At 38.9% G+C, this 18,936-nt stretch carries 11 protein-coding genes and 1 pseudogene; 11 read left to right on the top strand and 1 reads right to left on the bottom strand.

Annotated elements, in window-relative coordinates; translation table 11 throughout:
• Positions 1–91: 91 nt before the first annotated feature.
• The gene (locus tag ACFSGI_RS16765; protein ID WP_204825338.1) at positions 92–370 is read right to left on the bottom strand and encodes a hypothetical protein; all 279 of its coding nucleotides are present in this window, start codon (positions 368–370) and stop codon (positions 92–94) included.
• A gap of 463 nt (positions 371–833) precedes the next feature.
• Here ACFSGI_RS16765 and chvE point away from each other — a divergent pair, with 463 nt between their 5' ends.
• The 11 genes and pseudogenes from chvE to ACFSGI_RS16710 form a co-directional block, all read left to right on the top strand.
• The gene (gene chvE, locus ACFSGI_RS16760; protein WP_204825337.1) at positions 834–1,919 is read left to right on the top strand and encodes a multiple monosaccharide ABC transporter substrate-binding protein; all 1,086 of its coding nucleotides are present in this window, start codon (positions 834–836) and stop codon (positions 1,917–1,919) included.
• 447 nt (positions 1,920–2,366) lie between these two features.
• Complete coding sequence (gene mmsA / locus ACFSGI_RS16755) at positions 2,367–3,899, top strand: multiple monosaccharide ABC transporter ATP-binding protein (RefSeq protein ID WP_204825336.1); 1,533 nt, start codon at positions 2,367–2,369, stop codon at positions 3,897–3,899.
• Between the two features lie 93 nt (positions 3,900–3,992).
• Positions 3,993–5,195, top strand: a complete 1,203-nt coding sequence (gene mmsB / locus ACFSGI_RS16750; RefSeq protein ID WP_204825335.1) for a multiple monosaccharide ABC transporter permease — start codon at positions 3,993–3,995, stop codon at positions 5,193–5,195.
• A 319-nt stretch (positions 5,196–5,514) separates the two neighbouring features.
• Positions 5,515–6,492, top strand: a complete 978-nt coding sequence (locus ACFSGI_RS16745) for an ABC transporter permease (protein ID WP_204825334.1) — start codon at positions 5,515–5,517, stop codon at positions 6,490–6,492.
• Between the two features lie 792 nt (positions 6,493–7,284).
• Positions 7,285–8,178, top strand: a complete 894-nt coding sequence (locus ACFSGI_RS16740) for a carbohydrate ABC transporter permease (RefSeq protein WP_204825333.1) — start codon at positions 7,285–7,287, stop codon at positions 8,176–8,178.
• Between the two features lie 108 nt (positions 8,179–8,286).
• Entirely contained in the window at positions 8,287–9,957 is a 1,671-nt protein-coding gene (locus ACFSGI_RS16735; RefSeq protein ID WP_204825332.1) for an extracellular solute-binding protein, read from the top strand.
• Between the two features lie 186 nt (positions 9,958–10,143).
• On the top strand, positions 10,144–12,087 hold the full coding sequence (locus ACFSGI_RS16730) for a sensor histidine kinase (RefSeq protein WP_204825331.1): 1,944 nt from the start codon (positions 10,144–10,146) through the stop codon (positions 12,085–12,087).
• 4 nt (positions 12,088–12,091) lie between these two features.
• A complete protein-coding gene (locus ACFSGI_RS16725) occupies positions 12,092–13,660 on the top strand; it encodes a response regulator (RefSeq protein ID WP_204825330.1) in 1,569 nt (522 codons plus the stop codon).
• Positions 13,661–13,793: 133 nt separating this feature from the next.
• Positions 13,794–16,655, top strand: a complete 2,862-nt coding sequence (locus tag ACFSGI_RS16720; RefSeq protein ID WP_204825329.1) for a CHASE3 domain-containing protein — start codon at positions 13,794–13,796, stop codon at positions 16,653–16,655.
• A 176-nt stretch (positions 16,656–16,831) separates the two neighbouring features.
• Positions 16,832–17,869 carry a hypothetical protein gene (locus tag ACFSGI_RS16715; protein WP_204825328.1) on the top strand — a complete coding sequence of 346 codons (1,038 nt, stop codon included), beginning with the start codon at positions 16,832–16,834 and terminating at the stop codon, positions 17,867–17,869.
• A 262-nt stretch (positions 17,870–18,131) separates the two neighbouring features.
• Positions 18,132–18,936: pseudogene (locus ACFSGI_RS16710) on the top strand (hypothetical protein); the annotation flags it as partial.

Here is an 18,936-nt window from a genome sequence, read left to right as displayed (position 1 = left end):
TATTTAGTTTTAGGGTTCAGTATTTTAAGTTATTTGAAGCTATAATACTTATTTATAGCTTTAAATAACAGTATTGGTTAAATAAAATTTTTTAGTTAGAAGTATCTAATATCTTTTTTAACTCTACACCATCTTTAACCCCTTGCTCATACATCGTTGATTCAGCCAACCCCTGAATCAACATCACCTTATCTTCATACTCTAACCATAATCGTTTCATTTCTTCCGACATCTCAGCATTCAGAATAGCGACCAACCCACTGCATTCATCATTCAATCTCTGAAAATCCTCCATTTCAGATAAAATATGTTCTCCTATGTAATCCATACGATTTGCTAATAATTGATTAAAAGCTTCTTGTATATTCATCAAAATACATCCTTTCTAAGATACTCCTTTCATTAATACTATTTGAAATGAAAATTGCTGAATACAATGTAAACTTTTGATACGCTTTTTGAATATAAAATGTCCATTAAGATGAACTATAAGTACTATGTTATAAACTTCTAAAATTAATTAAGATTTCAATTCCATAAATCTTCCCCTGCCACATTCCACCCAATGCAATGCAGGTGCATCAAGCGGAGGGGAGAGAATCATTCTGAAAGTCGCCTTGTAAGGATTCCATCCTTACCGCGACTGCAAGAAGATTCGCTCCCCGTAGCGAAGCCCCTCATTTCACCTTCCCCACCAAACTATGTCCGATTTTTATAAAAAAGGTCGGTTTATCAAAAAGACTCCCAATCTTTACCATGTTATTATACATAAAAGAAAGCGTTACCAAAATAAAAGACGTTCACTGAACACCTACTCGAAAGGAGAATAACTGATGAAAAGAGGATCGTTATTAACCTTGATCATCCTCATGATGTTTACCTTATCTGCCTGTAATCTTGCGGAGAGCAGTGCAGGAAGTAAGGAAAAGGGATATATCGGCATCTCGATGCCTACCAAATCATCGGCACGTTGGGTAGCAGATGGTAGCAACATGGTGAAGCTTTTCCAATCCAAAGGATACAAAACCGATCTGCAATATGCAGAAGATGTAGTTGAGAATCAAATTTCACAAATTGAAAATATGATCACTAAGCAAGTCGATGTGATTGTCATCGCTTCAGTAGATGGCAATACACTGACCGATGTAATCAGCAAAGCACATGCACAAGGTATTCAAGTCATCGCTTATGATCGACTGATTATGAATACAGGATACTTAAGTTACTACGCGACTTTCGATAATTTCAAAGTCGGGGTGCTACAAGCATCGTACATTGAAGACAAATTAGGACTCAAAAAAGGCAAAGGGCCTTTCAATATCGAGCTATTCGGTGGTTCACCGGATGATAATAATGCCTACTTCTTCTTTAACGGAGCTATGTCTGTGTTGCAACCGTATATCGATTCAGGCAAATTAGTCGTTCGTAGTAATCAGAAGACAATGGCGCAGATTTCGACACTGCGTTGGGATGGTGCGTTAGCCCAATCTCGTATGGATAATCTAGTCAGCGCTTACTATGCCGATGCCAATCTAGATGCTGTGCTTTCTCCTTACGATGGTATCAGTATCGGGATCATTTCATCACTGAAAGGTGTAGGTTACGGATCAGCAGAGAAACCGCTACCTGTTATCACTGGACAAGATGGCGAATTAGCATCAATTAAATCGATCGTGGCGGGTGAACAAACACAAACGATTTTCAAAGATACACGCCAACTTGCTGAAAAAACAGCCGACATGGTAGACAGCATCTTGCAAGGTAAAAAAGCTGAAGTCAACGACACCAAATCATACAACAATAACATCATGGTCGTTCCAGCATACCTGCTAGACCCAATCTCAGTAGACAAATCCAACGTCCAAAAAATCATCATCGACAGCGGATACTATACCGAAGCAGAAGTGAAAGGTAACTAATAAAGACCTCACTTTACAAAATTCTAGTCCTTAAAAAATTACATTTTTTAATAACAAAGATTGTGAAGCGAAACTTGTATACCCATTACATGCTTCAATCCAATCCACCAATCTCTAATCTCAAAACAAACTAATTCTCAGCCCTTAAAAAACTGCCTAACCCACTCCAAAGTGGAAAAAACATGATCTTCATCTCTAACTGTTAAATCTCTAAATCTCTAAAATGTAATCTTATCATCCCTAAATCTTTCCCATCTTTTAAAAGGAAAGTGTGCGTCCCAACGGAGCGAAGGGAAAGGAATCATTCTGAAAGTCACCTTGTAAGGATTCCATCCTTACCGCGACTGCAAGAAGATTCCTCTCCCGTAGCGTTCTCCTATTCACCCGCACACCTTCCCACTTAGCTAGTATTTTTTCCACTCCCACCACTATGAAAGGAGCACCACCATGCCCAACAACATCATTTTAGAAATGAAAAATATCACCAAAACATTCCCCGGTGTCAAAGCATTGGAAAATGTAAATCTGCAAGTCAAACAAGGTGAGATCCATGCACTGTGTGGCGAAAATGGCGCTGGTAAATCTACATTAATGAAAGTACTCAGCGGCGTGTACGGATATGGAACATACGAAGGCGATATTATTTTTCAAGGCAAAACCTGTGAGTTTCGCGATATCAAGCAAAGTGAAGAACTAGGTATCGTGATTATCCACCAAGAATTGGCTTTGATTCCTTATCTGTCGATTGCTGAAAATATTTTTCTCGGTAACGAACGTAAAAAAGGTGGCATTATCGACTGGAATGAAACGCTCCAACGCACACAAGAATTGCTGACCAAAGTAGGCTTGAACGAATCACCTAATACATTGATTACCAATATCGGAGTTGGTAAACAGCAATTGGTTGAGATCGCCAAAGCATTGTCAAAAGAAGTAAAATTGCTCATTTTGGATGAACCGACAGCAGCTCTTAATGAAAACGATAGTGAGAACTTGCTACAACTGATGCTTGAATTTAAACGTCAAGGAATCTCTTGTATTCTGATCTCGCATAAGCTCAACGAAATTTCTAAAGTAGCTGATTCGGTGACTATTTTGCGAGACGGACAGACAATCGAGACACTGGATATGCACAAAGACGAGATTACCGAAGATCGGATCATTAGTGGAATGGTAGGACGCGATCTGACCAATCGTTATCCACACCATGAATCGAAGATCGGTGAAGTGGTGCTTGAAGTGAAAGACTGGAATGTATTCCATGAGCAACATGCCGACCGCCAGATGATTCATAATGCCAACTTGAATCTACGGCGTGGTGAGATTGTAGGGATTGCTGGATTGATGGGATCAGGTCGCACCGAGCTGGTCATGAGTATTTTCGGTAAATCATATGGCAAAAAAATAAATGGTACATTGATCAAAAACGGCAAGCCAATCACCAACAATACCGTTACCCAGGCAATCGATAATGGATTCGCTTATGTGACTGAAGATCGCAAAAACTACGGCCTTATTCTAATGGATGATATCAAGCGCAATATTTCATTAACCGGACTTGGCAAAATCACCAAAAATACTGTAGTGAATGAGCAAGAAGAAGTCATGGTTGCTGAAGATATGCGCACACAAATGAAAATCAAAACACCGAATATTTTGCAAAAAACAGGCAATCTTAGCGGTGGGAATCAACAAAAAGTAGTACTTGGAAAATGGATCTTTTCCGGGCCAGATATTCTAATTCTGGATGAACCTACACGCGGTATTGATGTAGGCGCCAAATACGAAATTTATACGATTATTAATCGCCTTGCAGACGAAGGCAAAACGGTGCTTGTGATTTCATCAGAGTTGCCAGAAATTCTAGGTATCTGTGATCGCATTTATGTAATGAATGCAGGACGGATTACAGGCGAAGTAAGCCGCGAAGAAGCGACTCAGGAGAAATTAATGACGTATATGACACGCAGTTCTTCTTAAACACATTACTGAACATGGATTATTTAATTCTATTGTTAATTTTATATTTTACAGTTCAATCTATTTAACAAACGAAAGGGGTTAGCATAACGTATGTCTACATTAACCAAGCCAGAGGCAAAAAAAGAATCGACACTTGGCAAAATGTTTAAAGGAAATATTCGTCAGTACGGCATGATTATCGCATTACTATTTATTATGTTACTATTCGAAGTTTTAACAGGAGGTTTGCTACTCAAACCGATCAATATTACCAACCTGATCTTGCAAAATAGTTACATACTGGTACTGGCAATCGGGATGGTACTTGTTATTATTACCGGACATATCGATTTGTCGGTCGGTTCGATCGCAGCTTTTGTCGGCGCGGTATCTGCAATCTTTATGGTGCAATGGCAAATGAATCCGATCTTAGCGGTTGTGTTATCAATCGTAATCGGTGGCTTGATCGGCGCTTGGCAAGGATTCTGGGTAGCTTATGTGCGAATACCCGCCTTTATCGTAACCCTTGCCGGCATGTTGTTATTCCGCGGATTGACCATGATCGTTTTGGAAGGGCAATCTATCTCTCCTTTCCCGAATGGTTTCCAGAAGATCAGTTCAGGCTTTATCCCTGACTTTTCAAATATGGCTACGAATATTGTAGCTGTACTTGCCGGGATCGCTTTATCGATTCTCTACATTGTAACTGAACTGCGTAATCGTGCAGCACAACGTAAATATAACTTTGATACTGGATCACAAGCGATCTTTTTTGTGAAAATGATTCTGGTAGTTGCTGTTATCAATGCTTTCACTATTGTATTAGCTAGTTATGCAGGGATTCCAACGATTCTAGTATTGTTGTTCTTGCTAATTATTATCTACTCGTTCGTAATGAACAAAACAGTGATGGGCCGTCATGTGTATGCAATCGGTGGTAATGAAAAAGCAGCAGGATTATCCGGTGTTAAAACGAAAAAAGTAACATTCTGGGTATTTGTAAATATGGGCGTACTTGCAGCAGTGTCTGGATTGATCTTCGCTGCTCGTCTAAATGCAGCTACACCAAGAGCAGGAACGAACTTTGAGCTAGATGCGATTGCAGCCTGTTTTATCGGTGGTGCGTCGGCTTCAGGCGGTATCGGAACGGTATTCGGAGCGATTATCGGTGGTCTGGTTATGGGTGTACTGAATAATGGTATGTCTCTAGTCGGTCTAGGTATCGACTGGCAACAAGGGATCAAAGGTCTGGTATTACTACTTGCGGTAGCATTTGATATCTATAACAAAAACAAAGGTACATCTTCTGTATAAAAAAGACATTTCAATCACCTAGTATCTACATTAGATTGTGATTGTATCCAAGTAAAATACTTTATTAGTAACAAAATAACTCTAACAAAACCGTCAGAACACTATGTTCTGGCGGTTTTATTTTGTCTACCCGAAAAATGGTACACCCAATACGAAAAATGAAGCATTACCGATCTAACATCAGCACGCTATAATTAATCCATTAAATGTAATCGCTTACATAAAAGGAAAGAAGATGGATATTGGTTGTGGCATATATGGAGCAAAGAAGCCGACAGCAATACAGACATCGATAGAGAACGTAAAGGAGGAATTATTTATGGACACCGATATGAAAAGAGAATCTAAAGCTACACGAAAAACCAAAGATAAAATTACCACTTCACCGACCAAACGCTGGTTTCGCCGATTGTATACACAGCGGCATTTGCAGGTGATGGCATTACTCGGTGTCGTCTGGATGTTAATTTTTAACTATATTCCGATGTACGGCATTATTATTGCGTTCAAAGAATTTAATATCGTTGAAAGTATTGCCGATGCCCCCTGGGTGGGATGGGAACATTTCAAAGCATTTATGGATGATGAAAATCTGCCAGATGTGATCCGTAATACACTGGGAATCAGCTTGATCAAGCTATTTATCGGGTTTCCATTGCCGATTATTTTTGCTCTTTTCCTCAATGAATTACGGTCGGTACGCTTTAAAAAAGCAGTGCAAACCATCTCGTATCTACCGCATTTTCTATCGTGGGTTATTCTTGGCGGTATTTTGACTACATGGCTAGCCGATGTTGGTATTATCAACAATGTTCTAATGGCTCTACATTTGATCAAAGAACCGATCTCTTACTTAGCCGAACCGCAATATTTCTGGACGATTGTGATCACCTCGGATATTTGGAAAGAATTAGGTTGGTCAGCGATTATTTATCTGGCTGCGATGGCAGGGGTATCTCCCGAAATGTATGAAGCGGCAACGATCGATGGCGCAGGACGTTTTCAAAAAATGTGGTACATCACTTTGCCCGGTATCCAAGCTACGATTGCGATTCTATTTATCCTCGCAGTCAGCGGTGTATTGAACTCTAACTTTGACCAAATTCTCGTCTTACGGAACTCGCTCAACGAAAGCGCAAGTAACGTAATCGATATCTATGTCTATCAAACCGGTCTGCTGTCTGGACGTTTCTCCTACTCAACCGCTATCGGTCTTATCAAATCGATTATTGCTTTGATTTTACTTGTGATTGCTAATCAGGTGACGAAGAAACTGAATAACACTTCACTCTTTTAAAAAGGGGGAGGAGGGTGAGCGTTAGCCGCTTTGAGAATAGGGTGTTCTTGTCGTCGCTTGTTGTAAATGGATAGCTTGATTTAACCGCTTTGCGGTAGCTATCCATTTACAAAGGCGAGCTATAGTTTACGCTTCCGAAGTAGCTTTCCAAGAAAGCTTGTAGCTCTTTCAGAACACCCTATTCTCGCCGCTAAAGCTACCCTGAGTGGGGGAGGAGCAGGAAAGATTAGTTAGTTTAACTGCTTTAACTGCTTTAACTGCTTTAACTGCCTTCAATACTTTAGGTATAAGTTTTTGAGTTGCTAACTCCCCAACTAAGCTCTTGCAAGAAGCATAATCTCTTGACCTACCGAATTTGATCTACCAAATTGGACTTACAGAATTTGATCCATAGCCTTTAAATTTTTGTATTTAATTCTCTATACTTAAATCCCTGTACTTAAACCAAGAACTTAATCTTTTCCTAAAAAAAACAAATGAATCCACCAAGCACAGAGCGGAGGGGAGGGTGTAGTTCTGAAAGAGCGAAGCGTTCGCCTTTGAAGAAAAATGCCAACTGCTTGAGCAGTTATTCTAGGCATTTTTCTTCACCAGCGACGACAAGAACAACACCAGCCCCACAGCGATCCATCTAAAATCAATCCAAAAGTTACGCCTAATAAAGCACTTATTCTTTAAAGCACTTAATCTCTTAATCTCTAATCTTTAATCTCTAATCTTTAATCTCTAAAATTTTTTAAAAGAAAAGTGTGCCTGAAAGACCCCTCACTCTAATGATAAAGGAGAATGACGATGATTAGTATAAAAGCAGATCGTAAAACGCGTGGTGAAGCGATTTTTGATACGTTGAATACTGTATTGATGATCTTGATTTGTTTTATTACGCTGTATCCGATCTGGTATGTGCTTGTGAACGCACTGAATGAAGGAACCGATGCGATGCGTGGTGGTATTTACTGGTGGCCGCGAATATTCAGTCTGGAAAGCTTCAAAGCGGTATTCCAGAGTCCGGGTATTATGCAAGCGATGTGGATTACTGTAGCCAAAACGTTGATCGGTACTGCGATTCATGTATTTTTCACAGCAATGGTGGCATACGCTTTATCTCGAAAAGGATTGATCGGAGGCAAAATTTATATCTGGATCGGAACAATTACGTTATTTTTCAGCGGCGGATTGATTCCTACCTTTTTGTTAATGAAAGATTTACAGTTGTTAGATAATTTTCTGGTATATATTATTCCAGCGATGTTTAGCTTTTTCGATCTTATTATCTTTATGACCTTTTTCCGCGAAATACCGGAAGGACTCGAAGAAGCGGCGCGGATTGATGGTGCGAATGATTGGTCGATTTTTCTACGGGTCGTATTGCCAGTTTCGATGCCTGTTATCGCGACGATTGCTCTATTTCATGGAGTATTCCAGTGGAATGATTATTTTACAGGGATGATCTATATGAATGATACCAGTCTACAACCAATTCAGACTTATCTGTACCGGGTCGTGGCTGAATCTAGCTCGAACCAGATGCTTGCTGCTGTACCGGGAGGAATTACCCGTTCAGTGACATCGCAGTCGATCAAGCTAGCTACGATGGTGGTGACTACGATGCCAATTGTATTCGTTTATCCATTTTTACAAAAATACTTTGTGAAAGGCATGATGATAGGTTCGATCAAAGGCTAAAGTCACTTGGATCAAATAGAAAAAGCTCAACAGCCCAATGACTATTTTTTATTCACTATATTGACTGTAAATTCTACATTTTAAAAAAAGAAAAGGGGTATTGATCTGATGAAACGAAAAATAAATCATCGCAAATGGCACAAACCTGCATTGATGTTAACGCTAGCTAGCTTGATGATGTTCACGACAGCTTGTTCTTACTTTGGTGGAGGAAGTAAAAGTGCATCAGAACAAAACAATACACCGGTCAAAGCCGCTTCAGCTAATGAACCGGGTTGGAAAGTAGATACATCGCCAATTACATTTGACTGGTATATGAACTTCTCCTGGTACACAGGAAGTGATTGGGGAACCGATCCTACGAGCCAATATGTAACCAAGAAAACAGGAGTTAGCTTGAACTTTATCGTGCCTGCCGGTAATGAAAATGAAAAGCTGAATACGATGATTGCTTCTGGTAAATTGCCTGACTTTATCACACTATCTTGGGGCGAAGATGCAGTTAAAAAAATGATCGAAGGTAAATTGGTGTTGCCACTGAATGAATTAGCAGATCAATATGATCCTTATTTCTACAAAGTGACCGATCCAGCCAAATTAGCATGGTATACTCAGCCTGATGGCAATGTCTACGGGTATCCGAATGCCTCTTCTTCTCCTGCGGATTTTGCAAAATACGGCAAAAATTACTTGTCTAATCAGGTATTTGTTGTACGCAAAGATATGTATGAAGCATTAGGCAAACCAGATATGCGTACACCGGAAGGATTTTTGAAAGCGCTCAATATGGCGAAAGAGAAATTCCCTGAAGTGAACGGACAACCTTTAATTCCACTAGGATTGCATGAATTTACAGAGAACGGCAATTACTCGTTAGAAGGATATTTGCAAAATTTCTTAGCGATCCCGATGGAAAAAGACGGTAAGTTGTATGACCGCACCACCGATCCAGAATATTTACGCTGGCTCAAAACATTCCGTCAAGCGAATCAAAATGGATTATTATCCAAAGATATCTTTATCGACAAGCGTTCTCAAATGGAAGAAAAAATAGCACAAGGACGTTACTTTGCAATGTTGTATCAACGTAGCGATTTTAATACCCAACAAAATGCTTTATATGCTAAAGATCCAAATTCAGTCTATATCGCAGTCGATGGACCTTCTAATTCCAAATTAGATCAACCGGTTTTATCAGGGCCTGTTATCTCAGGATGGACAGTAACCCTTATCTCCAAAAATGTAAAAGATAAAGCGCGTGCGATTCGTTTCCTTGAATACCTGATCAGTGAAGAAGGACAAAAAGATTTGTATTTAGGTGAAAAAGGAGTCACATATGATACTGTCGATGGCAAAGATCAATTTAAACCTGAAGTGCTCAAATCACTGAATACCGATCGTTCAGAATTTGATACCAAGTATGGAGCTTCTCATAAATACTGGATGCAAATGAACACCAATATTACAGATCAATGGAAACCGGAAAGTGTAGATCCTTTCAAACAAATGGAAGACTGGACTAAAGGAAAAACAGTCAGTTCCTCTGAATTTGATCAATTGAATCCAACAGGTAATTCACCAGAAGGAATTATCAACACCAAAATCTCACAACTATGGGGTAAAACATTACCTAAGTTATTGTTAGCTTCTTCTGATAGTGAATTTGACCAGATCTTTAACGAATACTTGAGCAAACGTGAAGCCGATGGCTTAGCTAAAGTACAAGCGTATCAACAAACCGAATATGAGAAAAATAAAGCCAAATTAGAAGCGCAGTAAACAATAATAAAGTTATCCAAATGAAATAAAATAAGATAAAAAGGGACTTGAGCAGAAGCCTATTCTGTAAAAGTCCCTTTTTGTACACAATTTTCCAGTTAATTGAGTTACAATAGAATACATAGTTTAACCGCTTACATTTATAAATTGTTATCATTATTGTGGTTACTGGATAGGGAGGAATAGATGACGTTTCGTCAAATCATACAGCCTTTTCTACATTGGCTGAACACTCTTTCTTTACAAAGTCGATTAATCGGCACATATATTATTGTGATTTTGTTACCGACTACAGCGGTGTCATTATACTTTTATAATCAAGTCAATGAAACTTATATTGAAGATACGCGACTGAAAAGTATAGATGCGCTACAAAATGAAAAACAAGTATTGTTGACACAGATTGAAACGATGGAACGTGCTGCTCAGCTATCTTTATCAGACAAAGAAGTGATCCAGTATCTGGCTGATAATGAAAGTGCGCCTACGTCAGAATTAATAGAGTTCAATAATAGCTTTTATACCAATCTGGCACAAATTGAGATTAACAATCCGACTATTCTACATCTTCGTTTATATAGTGCTAGTGAGTATACGTATGAAATCTGGCCTATTGTTTTTCAAGAAAAGCGAGTATGGAATCAGCCCTGGTACAAGCTTGCCCGTATGTTGGGGGATCGAGAAGGATGGTATGTGCAAGAGCAAGATTTGTCACGATCTTATGATCGCACTATCGTACCTGAACTCGACCCGCCTAAAATATCGTTGTTGCGTGAAATTCAGTTACCGAAAGGACATCATGCGGGCATTGTACAAGTCGATATGTTGTTAGCTAATTTTGCTCCGCGTACGTATGGCGAATTGCAAGAAGATGAATCGCAAATGTTATTGCTGGACGCAGGGGGCGGGTATATTCCTGCTGCGCAAGATAAAGCGTACGCAGCTCCTTTACAACAATGGTTGAAAGAAAATCAAGCAGATACCAGTGATGCTTCTTATCAAGCAGAACATCAGTCGATAGACAATGATACAACAGACTCAAACATATCTTCTATCCGGTATACCGATCAAGGTATTGCTTATTTAGCTACATCTACTCGGGTAGATCGATTAGGTGCTCAACTGGTTCATATTGTGTCATTAGAAAAAGTACTACAAGATACCCGACGTGCTCGTAATGGGATTGTGCTGTTAAATATCGGCTTTATTTTGCTGGTATCTCTGATTACGTATTTTGCCAATACGATTATTCTCAAAAATCTACGCCGATTAACAGCCGCGATGAAAAAAGTACGTCGTGGTGAACTTCATCATGGTGTCCAAGTAGATGGTGGCGGAGAGATTGGAGAACTGGCGTATCATTTTAATCGTATGACCCTTACGATCAATGAATTAATAGCCCAAGCGGTCAGCAAACAAGCCTTAATGAAAGAAGCTGAACTGCGTACGTTATACAGTCAGATTGATGCTCATTTTCTATATAACACGCTAGAAAATATCAAAATGTTAGCCGAAATCGAAGATCAACGCCAAATCTCGGATGCGTTAACATCACTTGGCGGAATGATGCGTTACAATTTCAAATGGTCGGGTGAATATGTGAAATTGAGTGAAGAAATACGTCATATTCATAACTATATTGATGTAATGAATATTCGTTTTGAAGAGCCAGTTAAACTCCAGATTGATATTCCAGCGCAATTGCTAGAACTCGAAATATTAAAAATGTCTTTACAACCGCTAGTCGAAAATGCGTTTAAACATGCATGGAATGAAGATGAATATGTAGATCGTTGCTTAATGATTCAGGTTATTGCTGAACCGGATCGGGTGATTACTGTAACCGTTCAAGACAATGGGAGCGGAATGAGTCCGTCGCAATTAGAAGCGCTACAACAGTGGATTCATATTCCAGATGAACCTCACCATGCTCATATCAGCAACAGCTATCCTGTACATGCATCAGAGGAGCAACAGTCACGTAAAGGTGGAATCGGTCTACGCAATGTACAGAGACGACTTGCTTTATTTTATGGAGAAGATTACGGGCTACATATTACAAGTACTTTAGGAGAAGGAACAATAGTCACTTTACGATTTCCCAAAGTACTGCTGACAGGAGGAGAATGATCAGATGACTCAAATCTTGATTGTAGACGATGAACGCAATATCAGACAAGGATTACAAGTAATGATTGAACGGGAATTTCCGGCATATTATACCTGTATCCATGCACGTCATGGACAAGAAGCATTAGAGCAGATAATGAATACCGATATTGATATAGTAATTACTGATATAAGGATGCCGATCATGGATGGTGTGCAGTTTTTAGAACAACTGCGTGGTCTAAAGACGTTAACAGTACAACCTTATGTCATCGTTTTAAGTGGATATGATGATTTTGAATATGCCAAAGCAGCGATTCGTTATCAAGTGAGTGAGTACTTGCTCAAGCCGATTCGACGTGAAGATTTATTTGATGCTTTGCGCCGTTTGGATGAAGAATTGCAAAAGCGTGATCTTATTTCTCATAGTCTTGCTGAAGTCGAACAATATCGATTGCAAAAAGATCAGGAGCAATTACAAAATCTACTGTATGCAGACTCATTAGATCTAACAGTATTGTCAGAACAACTGGATTTTCTAGAATTGCCAGAACATTATGCGATCTGTGTATTTCAGTATAAAAATAAAGAAGGGATATTGATTGATCGGCAAGAGCTGACTGTACTAATTAAGCGCTTATGTGCGAGTCTAGCGGTTCAGTATACTGCTCAATTGTATGATAAAGAAGATCGATTGGTCTGGATTATACCAGCTACTGAATTATATCATTTGGAACAACTGGCAGAGATAGCGGCACAGCGAGAAGTAGAAGGGCTTCTGATTGGGATCAGTGAACAGGGCAATCTATTTCAAAGTATTCCCGAGCATTATCAAGAAGCTTGTCAGGCACTTCATTATGGATTTCTTCACCCCGGTATTCATCTTATTCATTATCGGGTTGTTGAACAGACCTATACTACATGGAGTATCCCAGAAGAAGAAATTCGATTGCTAGGCAATACATTAGGAAGTGATCGTGATCCAGAGATTGAACAGCGATTGTATGAGATTTTTCGGATTCATGAATTAATATATTTGCCTATCGCTTATATTGAGCAAGTTGCTCGATGTATCAATGAACAGGTATTGGATGAGATTTTCCGACATTATGGCGAAGCTTCAGTAGAAGTGTTACGTCTGTATCGACGTGTAGGCAATCTCAATCATTATCGTTATTTTCAAGACTATTTCCGTGATCTCGAAAATGTACTGATCTGTCTGGATGATTATATTCGGCAGCTACGTCTAATTCATACAGAACCTCAACATCTGAAAGAAGCGGTTCAATTTATTCATGCTCATTATGATCGTCCGCTAAATATGGCGATAGTAAGCAATCATGTTTCTTTAAATTACTCGTATTTTAGCGAAGCTTTCAAATCCTATACCGGAGAAAGCTTTGTCATATATCTCAAAAAAGTACGGATTGCCAAAGCCAAATTATTGCTAACAGAAAGCTCTGGTCGATTAACTGAAATCAGTCAACAAGTAGGATTTGAGAGCAGTCGACACTTTTCCAAAGTGTTCCGTGAGCTTGAAGGAATTACCCCGCAGGAGTATCGTTCCAAAATGAATGTACGGTCTTTGATCTAATTATGAAAGCAAATAATAAAAAATAATTGCATATGCAAGAAATAGATTCCTTTTCATTAAAGTTTGCAGTAAAATAATGAAGCAAGTACCGATGAAATTACGGAATATGGAGTAGATATTGGAGGTTTTATGATTGCCCAAGCGTGCAAATTGGAGTATTCGCACCAAAATTATTTCTGGGTATGTAGTCATTATTTTATGCGTAGGCGTTGTGTTACTGATGATGTCTGGACGTGTGAATCAATTAGAACAAGAAAATAGATATATTAACGATCATGATCTGGAAGTTCATAATCTAACCAATCTGATCGAAAAGCATGTACTTGATATGGAAACAGGACAACGAGGATTTGCTTTGACCGGCGATGATAGTTATCTGGTTCCTTATAACAATGGAGTTCTGCAATGGGAAGCTGATTATAACAAATTAGTGACTCTGGTTGAAGATAACGAATTGCAACGTAGCAATTTGGGTACGATCAAGACAGGCATAGAAAAATGGATTCAAGATGCGGGTGATCCGGTTCTATCGATGCGACGCAGTAACGATGAAGCAGGGATTACTCAATTTTTCAAAGTCGATCCGGGTAAGCAACAGATTGATCGTTTGCGTAGTGAACTAGAAGCTTTTCGCGTAACAGAAAAAGCGTTAACCGATGCACGTATTGAAAGTATTGCTGCTAGTAATGAGCGTCTATTTATAGCGATGGTGACGTTGTGGATTGCGGTTGCGATTGTATCGCTTATTACAGCATGGGTGATTGCTCGCCAGATTGTACGAACATTGCGCGATGTTACCGAGACGATTCACGATATTGGAGAAGGTGGCGATCTCAACAAACGGATCACTATTCGTACGCGTGATGAGATTGCAGAGCTGGGTACAGCGACTAACCAATTGTTAGATCATGTACAGCACGAGAACTGGATCAAAGACCAGATTGCGATTGCTTCGACCCGTTTTCAAGAATCTGATCGTATAGAGACACTATCTTCAGCGTTGTTAACGAAAATGAATAAATGGTTCTCGGCTTCCTATGGTGTTGTCTATTATGATAGCGAAAATGAAGAAGAAGGCTGGATCAAATCTGCTTCGTTTGCCGCCCATAACAAAGATATTGAATTAGGTGCAGCTTATATTACCGAAGGCGAAGGATTAGCAGGTCAATGTATTGTTGAAAAAAGAATGTTAACATACAGCCCGCTTCCTAAAGGTTATGTGCAGATTACTTCAGGATTGGGTAGTGCAGAAGCCAAAGCATTAGTAGCGGCTCCGATCATGTTTGAAAATAAAGTATTAGCTGTAGTCGAAATTGCTTTTATCGAACCGATGACACTAGAACAATCCGATTTATTTGAACATTTATTAAATATTTTCGCAGTTACGATGAACTCATTATTGATTCGTAAAAAGATCGAGCAAATGTATCGTGATTCTCAGAATATGAATTATGAACTACAGGTTCAATCTGAAGAATTACAAGTTCAATCGGAAGAACTTCAGACACAAGCAGATGAACTGCATATGCAGACAGAAGAATTGCAAATGCTGAATGAACGTCTGGAACAAGGTAAAATGGCTGCCGAAAGTACAGCGATTGAACTCGATAAATATGCACAACAGCTACAAGTGAGTTCACGTTACAAATCCGAATTTTTGGCAAATATGTCTCATGAATTACGTACGCCACTTAATAGTATGTTGATACTTTCACAAATTTTATCAGAAAATAGCGCAAATACGTTAACGGAAAAAGAGCAAGAGTATGCTTCTATTATCCATCATTCTGGTAAAGACTTATTGAATCTGATCAATGATATTTTGGATCTATCCAAAGTAGAAGCAGGGAAAATGCATATTGAGATTGATCCGGTCAGTACACAAGCGATTCCTGAACAAATGGAACGTTATTTCAAAGAAGGTGCAGCATTACGTGATCTTTATTTCAATATTGAGGTCAAAGAAAATGTGCCTGATCTGATTTATTCCGATGATATGCGTCTACAGCAAGTGTTACGTAACTTATTATCGAATGCGTTCAAATTTACAGAAGTCGGCGGTGTCACATTAACGATAGAGAAGTTGGATCGTGTGCAGACACAAGAGTATCAATCCGATCAGCCGATGATTGCTTTTACTGTTCGTGATACAGGTATAGGAATCTCACCTGAAAATAGTCGTTTGATCTTTGAAGCATTCCGTCAGGCAGATGGAGCAACCGCTCGCAAATACGGTGGTACAGGGCTTGGATTATCAATTTCTTCCCAACTTGCTCATTTGTTAGGTGGAGAAATCACACTAGAAAGTAAAGTAGGCGAAGGCAGTACTTTTACATTCTATATTCCTTGTCTGGAATCCGATCCCAATGATGAAAGTGAACTATTTACAGTACAACAACCAATCAGTCATACGGTCTTTTTTGACAAAGAGCAACTCACTTCTATAGATACCGAGTTGGAGACGAATACTAACACATCGATTCAATCTTCACGTATAACAGCTTCATATTCAGAGATTGATCGTATTGGTGCAGTTAGCAACGAACAGGTAATAGAGGTAGGGCAACAAGTCATGACAGAAGAACAATATGAAGGTCTGGATGGCAAAAAAATTCTAATTGTAGATGATGATATTCGGAATGTATATGCGTTAACCAGTCTGCTAGAGCGTCATAGTGTAAATATTCTTATTTCGCAAAATGGACGGGATGCTCTGGAAATTTTGCATATGACACAGGATATTGATCTTATTCTGATGGATATTATGATGCCACAATTAGACGGATATGAAACGATGCGTACGATTCGTAATCTGTATGGATATGCTCAAGTTCCGATTATTGTATTGACGGCCAAAGCGATGAAAGAAGACCGCGAGAAAGCGATTCAAGCAGGAGCTTCGGATTATATGAGTAAACCACTAGAAATGCAGCAAGTATTGCTTCGTATAGAACATTGGCTAGGCAAAACGCAGACTCAATATTTTACAACGTAACTTTAAGTAAATCTAAATTTTCAAAAGATACTTTCCTTTGTGGAAGTATCTTTTTTTATTTCTTTTAGGTCTTAATACCCTTGATGATTTTTGAATTTAATAGTAAATTTGAACTATTATTAAAGCTAACTAACTTACTAAAAAAGGGTATTTATTTCAGAAAAGGAGTAAAGGGTATGAATATTTCTTCATCTGCAAGCTATGCCGGAACAAGTAATCTGGGCTACCATTCATCAGCTAGCAATGACACGATTAACAAAAGCACACCTACAGATCCATCATCTACTCAAGATCGTGATACTAGAACAGCAACAATATCGACAAATGAAAAAAGTCCACAGGAACAGAAATTAGAAGAAGCTAAGCAATACAAAAAAGAAGATCAGCAAAAAGAATTGAAAAAGAAAGAAGCTGACCAATTTTTTGAAGAGCAACAAAAGCACAAAGAAGAGATCGACAAAATTGCTTATGAGATGTTAGCCAATCAAGGGATTGCGCAGATTGGGATCGATAATCAGCTAGCATTGAACAAAGACAATTATGAGGATACTGTCAAAAACTTGGTTGCTAAAGGATTCAAAATTGATACCGATGAGCAGAAATTAACGATTAGTTCTAAGCTACATCAGCTCAAATTAGAAATCAGTAAAGAGTCATATGATCAGTATGTCAAAACTGTATACGGTAAAGAAATTGCGGAAGAGTATACAGATACAGAAGAATCATCTACTCCTGCTGCTTCTGGAAATGTAATCGCAGGAAACACTACTACATCATCGCCATCCTCGACAACACAGCAACCTGCACCATCAGCTACACCGCAATCAGAACCAGTAAGTTCTACACCTTCATCTCAACCGACGACTACACCTTCAACACAGCCAGAATCATCAGCTTCTCAACCGACGACTACACCTTCAACACAGTCAGAATCATCAGCTTCTCAACCAACTCCAACCACAACAACCAATAGTAGTTCATCGACATCAGAATCTTCTTCTACACCAGCAACAACACAGACTACATCTACAACAGGTAGCAATAATAATAGTTCTACTACAGGAACATCAAATTCATCCAGTACTAACCATGCGGGTGATTCTACAACTTCTACAAGCGGATCATCTGGAAGTAACAGCTCATCATCTGGAAATACATCATCAAATAATGGAAATGCAATCGGATCTATTTTGACTGGTGGGATAGTAAAATAAATATCTCTATTTACTCTTATGCGATAGAAATGTCGAATAAGAGTTTTTTTTGTAGAAGTACATATTTTCGACAAAATGTGATTACATTTTATGGTAATTTTTAAAAATTATAGTTCGAATTACCCTTGCTAACTAAGTTGTTAAACAGTAAATTATTACTATACTAATTTGGATAAATATTACTATTATGTTTCTTTGATGGAAATCAATTTATTGCTATTTGTTAGACATTAACTATCTATATTATGAAGGAGACTGCCTTATGAATATTACACCTAATGCGAGTTACTCTTCGACGGCTAGCCAGAATTCATACTACTCCCCAACCTCTGGTGATTCTAATACGTTTACAATGAATAATGGGAAAAATGCAGCAACTGCTAATCCTGCTACACCAACTGATAATAAACGTACAGATAAAACACCGGCTGAACAAAAATTAGAGAGTAACCAAGAATACAAAAAAGAACTGCAAAAAAAGGAAACAAGAGATAAAGAGTTAGATGAACTTTTTGACAGTCAACAGAAACGTAAAGAAGAGATTCATAAGCAAGTACAAGAAACCCTAACAGACAATGGATTTTATCAACTTGGTGCTCAAAATGGGATAGCGCTTACGAAAGAAAATATGGATGAAACTATGAAGAGTTTGTTTAACAAAGGATTTCAAATAGATTCTAACGAAGATAAAATGACTCTGACTTCCAAAGTGCATCAGATGAAAATGGAAATTAGCAAAAACGCGTATGACAAATATGTAGAAGCGGTCTATGGACAATTGAATACAGCAACAGATAATATTTCTAAATCCAAGTCAGACCCAACGACCATTAAAACAGGCATATATTCGCCTCCTGCTTCAATGGTGAAACCGATCTTGACTACTGTTGGTACAACGCCAGGAGCTATACCTTCAACAGGAAACGCATCTATACCAGCATCTGAAGTACCTAAACCGACACCAGCACCAACCAGTACACCAGCATCGGAGCCGGTAGCAACAACGCCGACACCGACACCAGCGCCAACCAATACACCAGCATCGGAGCCGGTAGCAACAACGCCGA

It is taken from the genome of Paenibacillus nicotianae, from assembly GCF_042681745.1.
GTDB classification, from domain to species: domain Bacteria; phylum Bacillota; class Bacilli; order Paenibacillales; family Paenibacillaceae; genus Saccharibacillus; species Saccharibacillus nicotianae.
This window is presented reverse-complemented; position numbering and strand designations above follow the sequence as displayed.

Coding starts and splice junctions, on each gene's coding strand:
- ACFSGI_RS16765 (WP_204825338.1), bottom strand. CDS start 370: ATGAATATACAAGAAGCTTTTAATCAATTATTAGCAAATCGTATGGAT.
- chvE (WP_204825337.1), top strand. CDS start 834: ATGAAAAGAGGATCGTTATTAACCTTGATCATCCTCATGATGTTTACC.
- mmsA (WP_204825336.1), top strand. CDS start 2,367: ATGCCCAACAACATCATTTTAGAAATGAAAAATATCACCAAAACATTC.
- mmsB (WP_204825335.1), top strand. CDS start 3,993: ATGTCTACATTAACCAAGCCAGAGGCAAAAAAAGAATCGACACTTGGC.
- ACFSGI_RS16745 (WP_204825334.1), top strand. CDS start 5,515: ATGGACACCGATATGAAAAGAGAATCTAAAGCTACACGAAAAACCAAA.
- ACFSGI_RS16740 (WP_204825333.1), top strand. CDS start 7,285: ATGATTAGTATAAAAGCAGATCGTAAAACGCGTGGTGAAGCGATTTTT.
- ACFSGI_RS16735 (WP_204825332.1), top strand. CDS start 8,287: ATGAAACGAAAAATAAATCATCGCAAATGGCACAAACCTGCATTGATG.
- ACFSGI_RS16730 (WP_204825331.1), top strand. CDS start 10,144: ATGACGTTTCGTCAAATCATACAGCCTTTTCTACATTGGCTGAACACT.
- ACFSGI_RS16725 (WP_204825330.1), top strand. CDS start 12,092: ATGACTCAAATCTTGATTGTAGACGATGAACGCAATATCAGACAAGGA.
- ACFSGI_RS16715 (WP_204825328.1), top strand. CDS start 16,832: ATGAATATTTCTTCATCTGCAAGCTATGCCGGAACAAGTAATCTGGGC.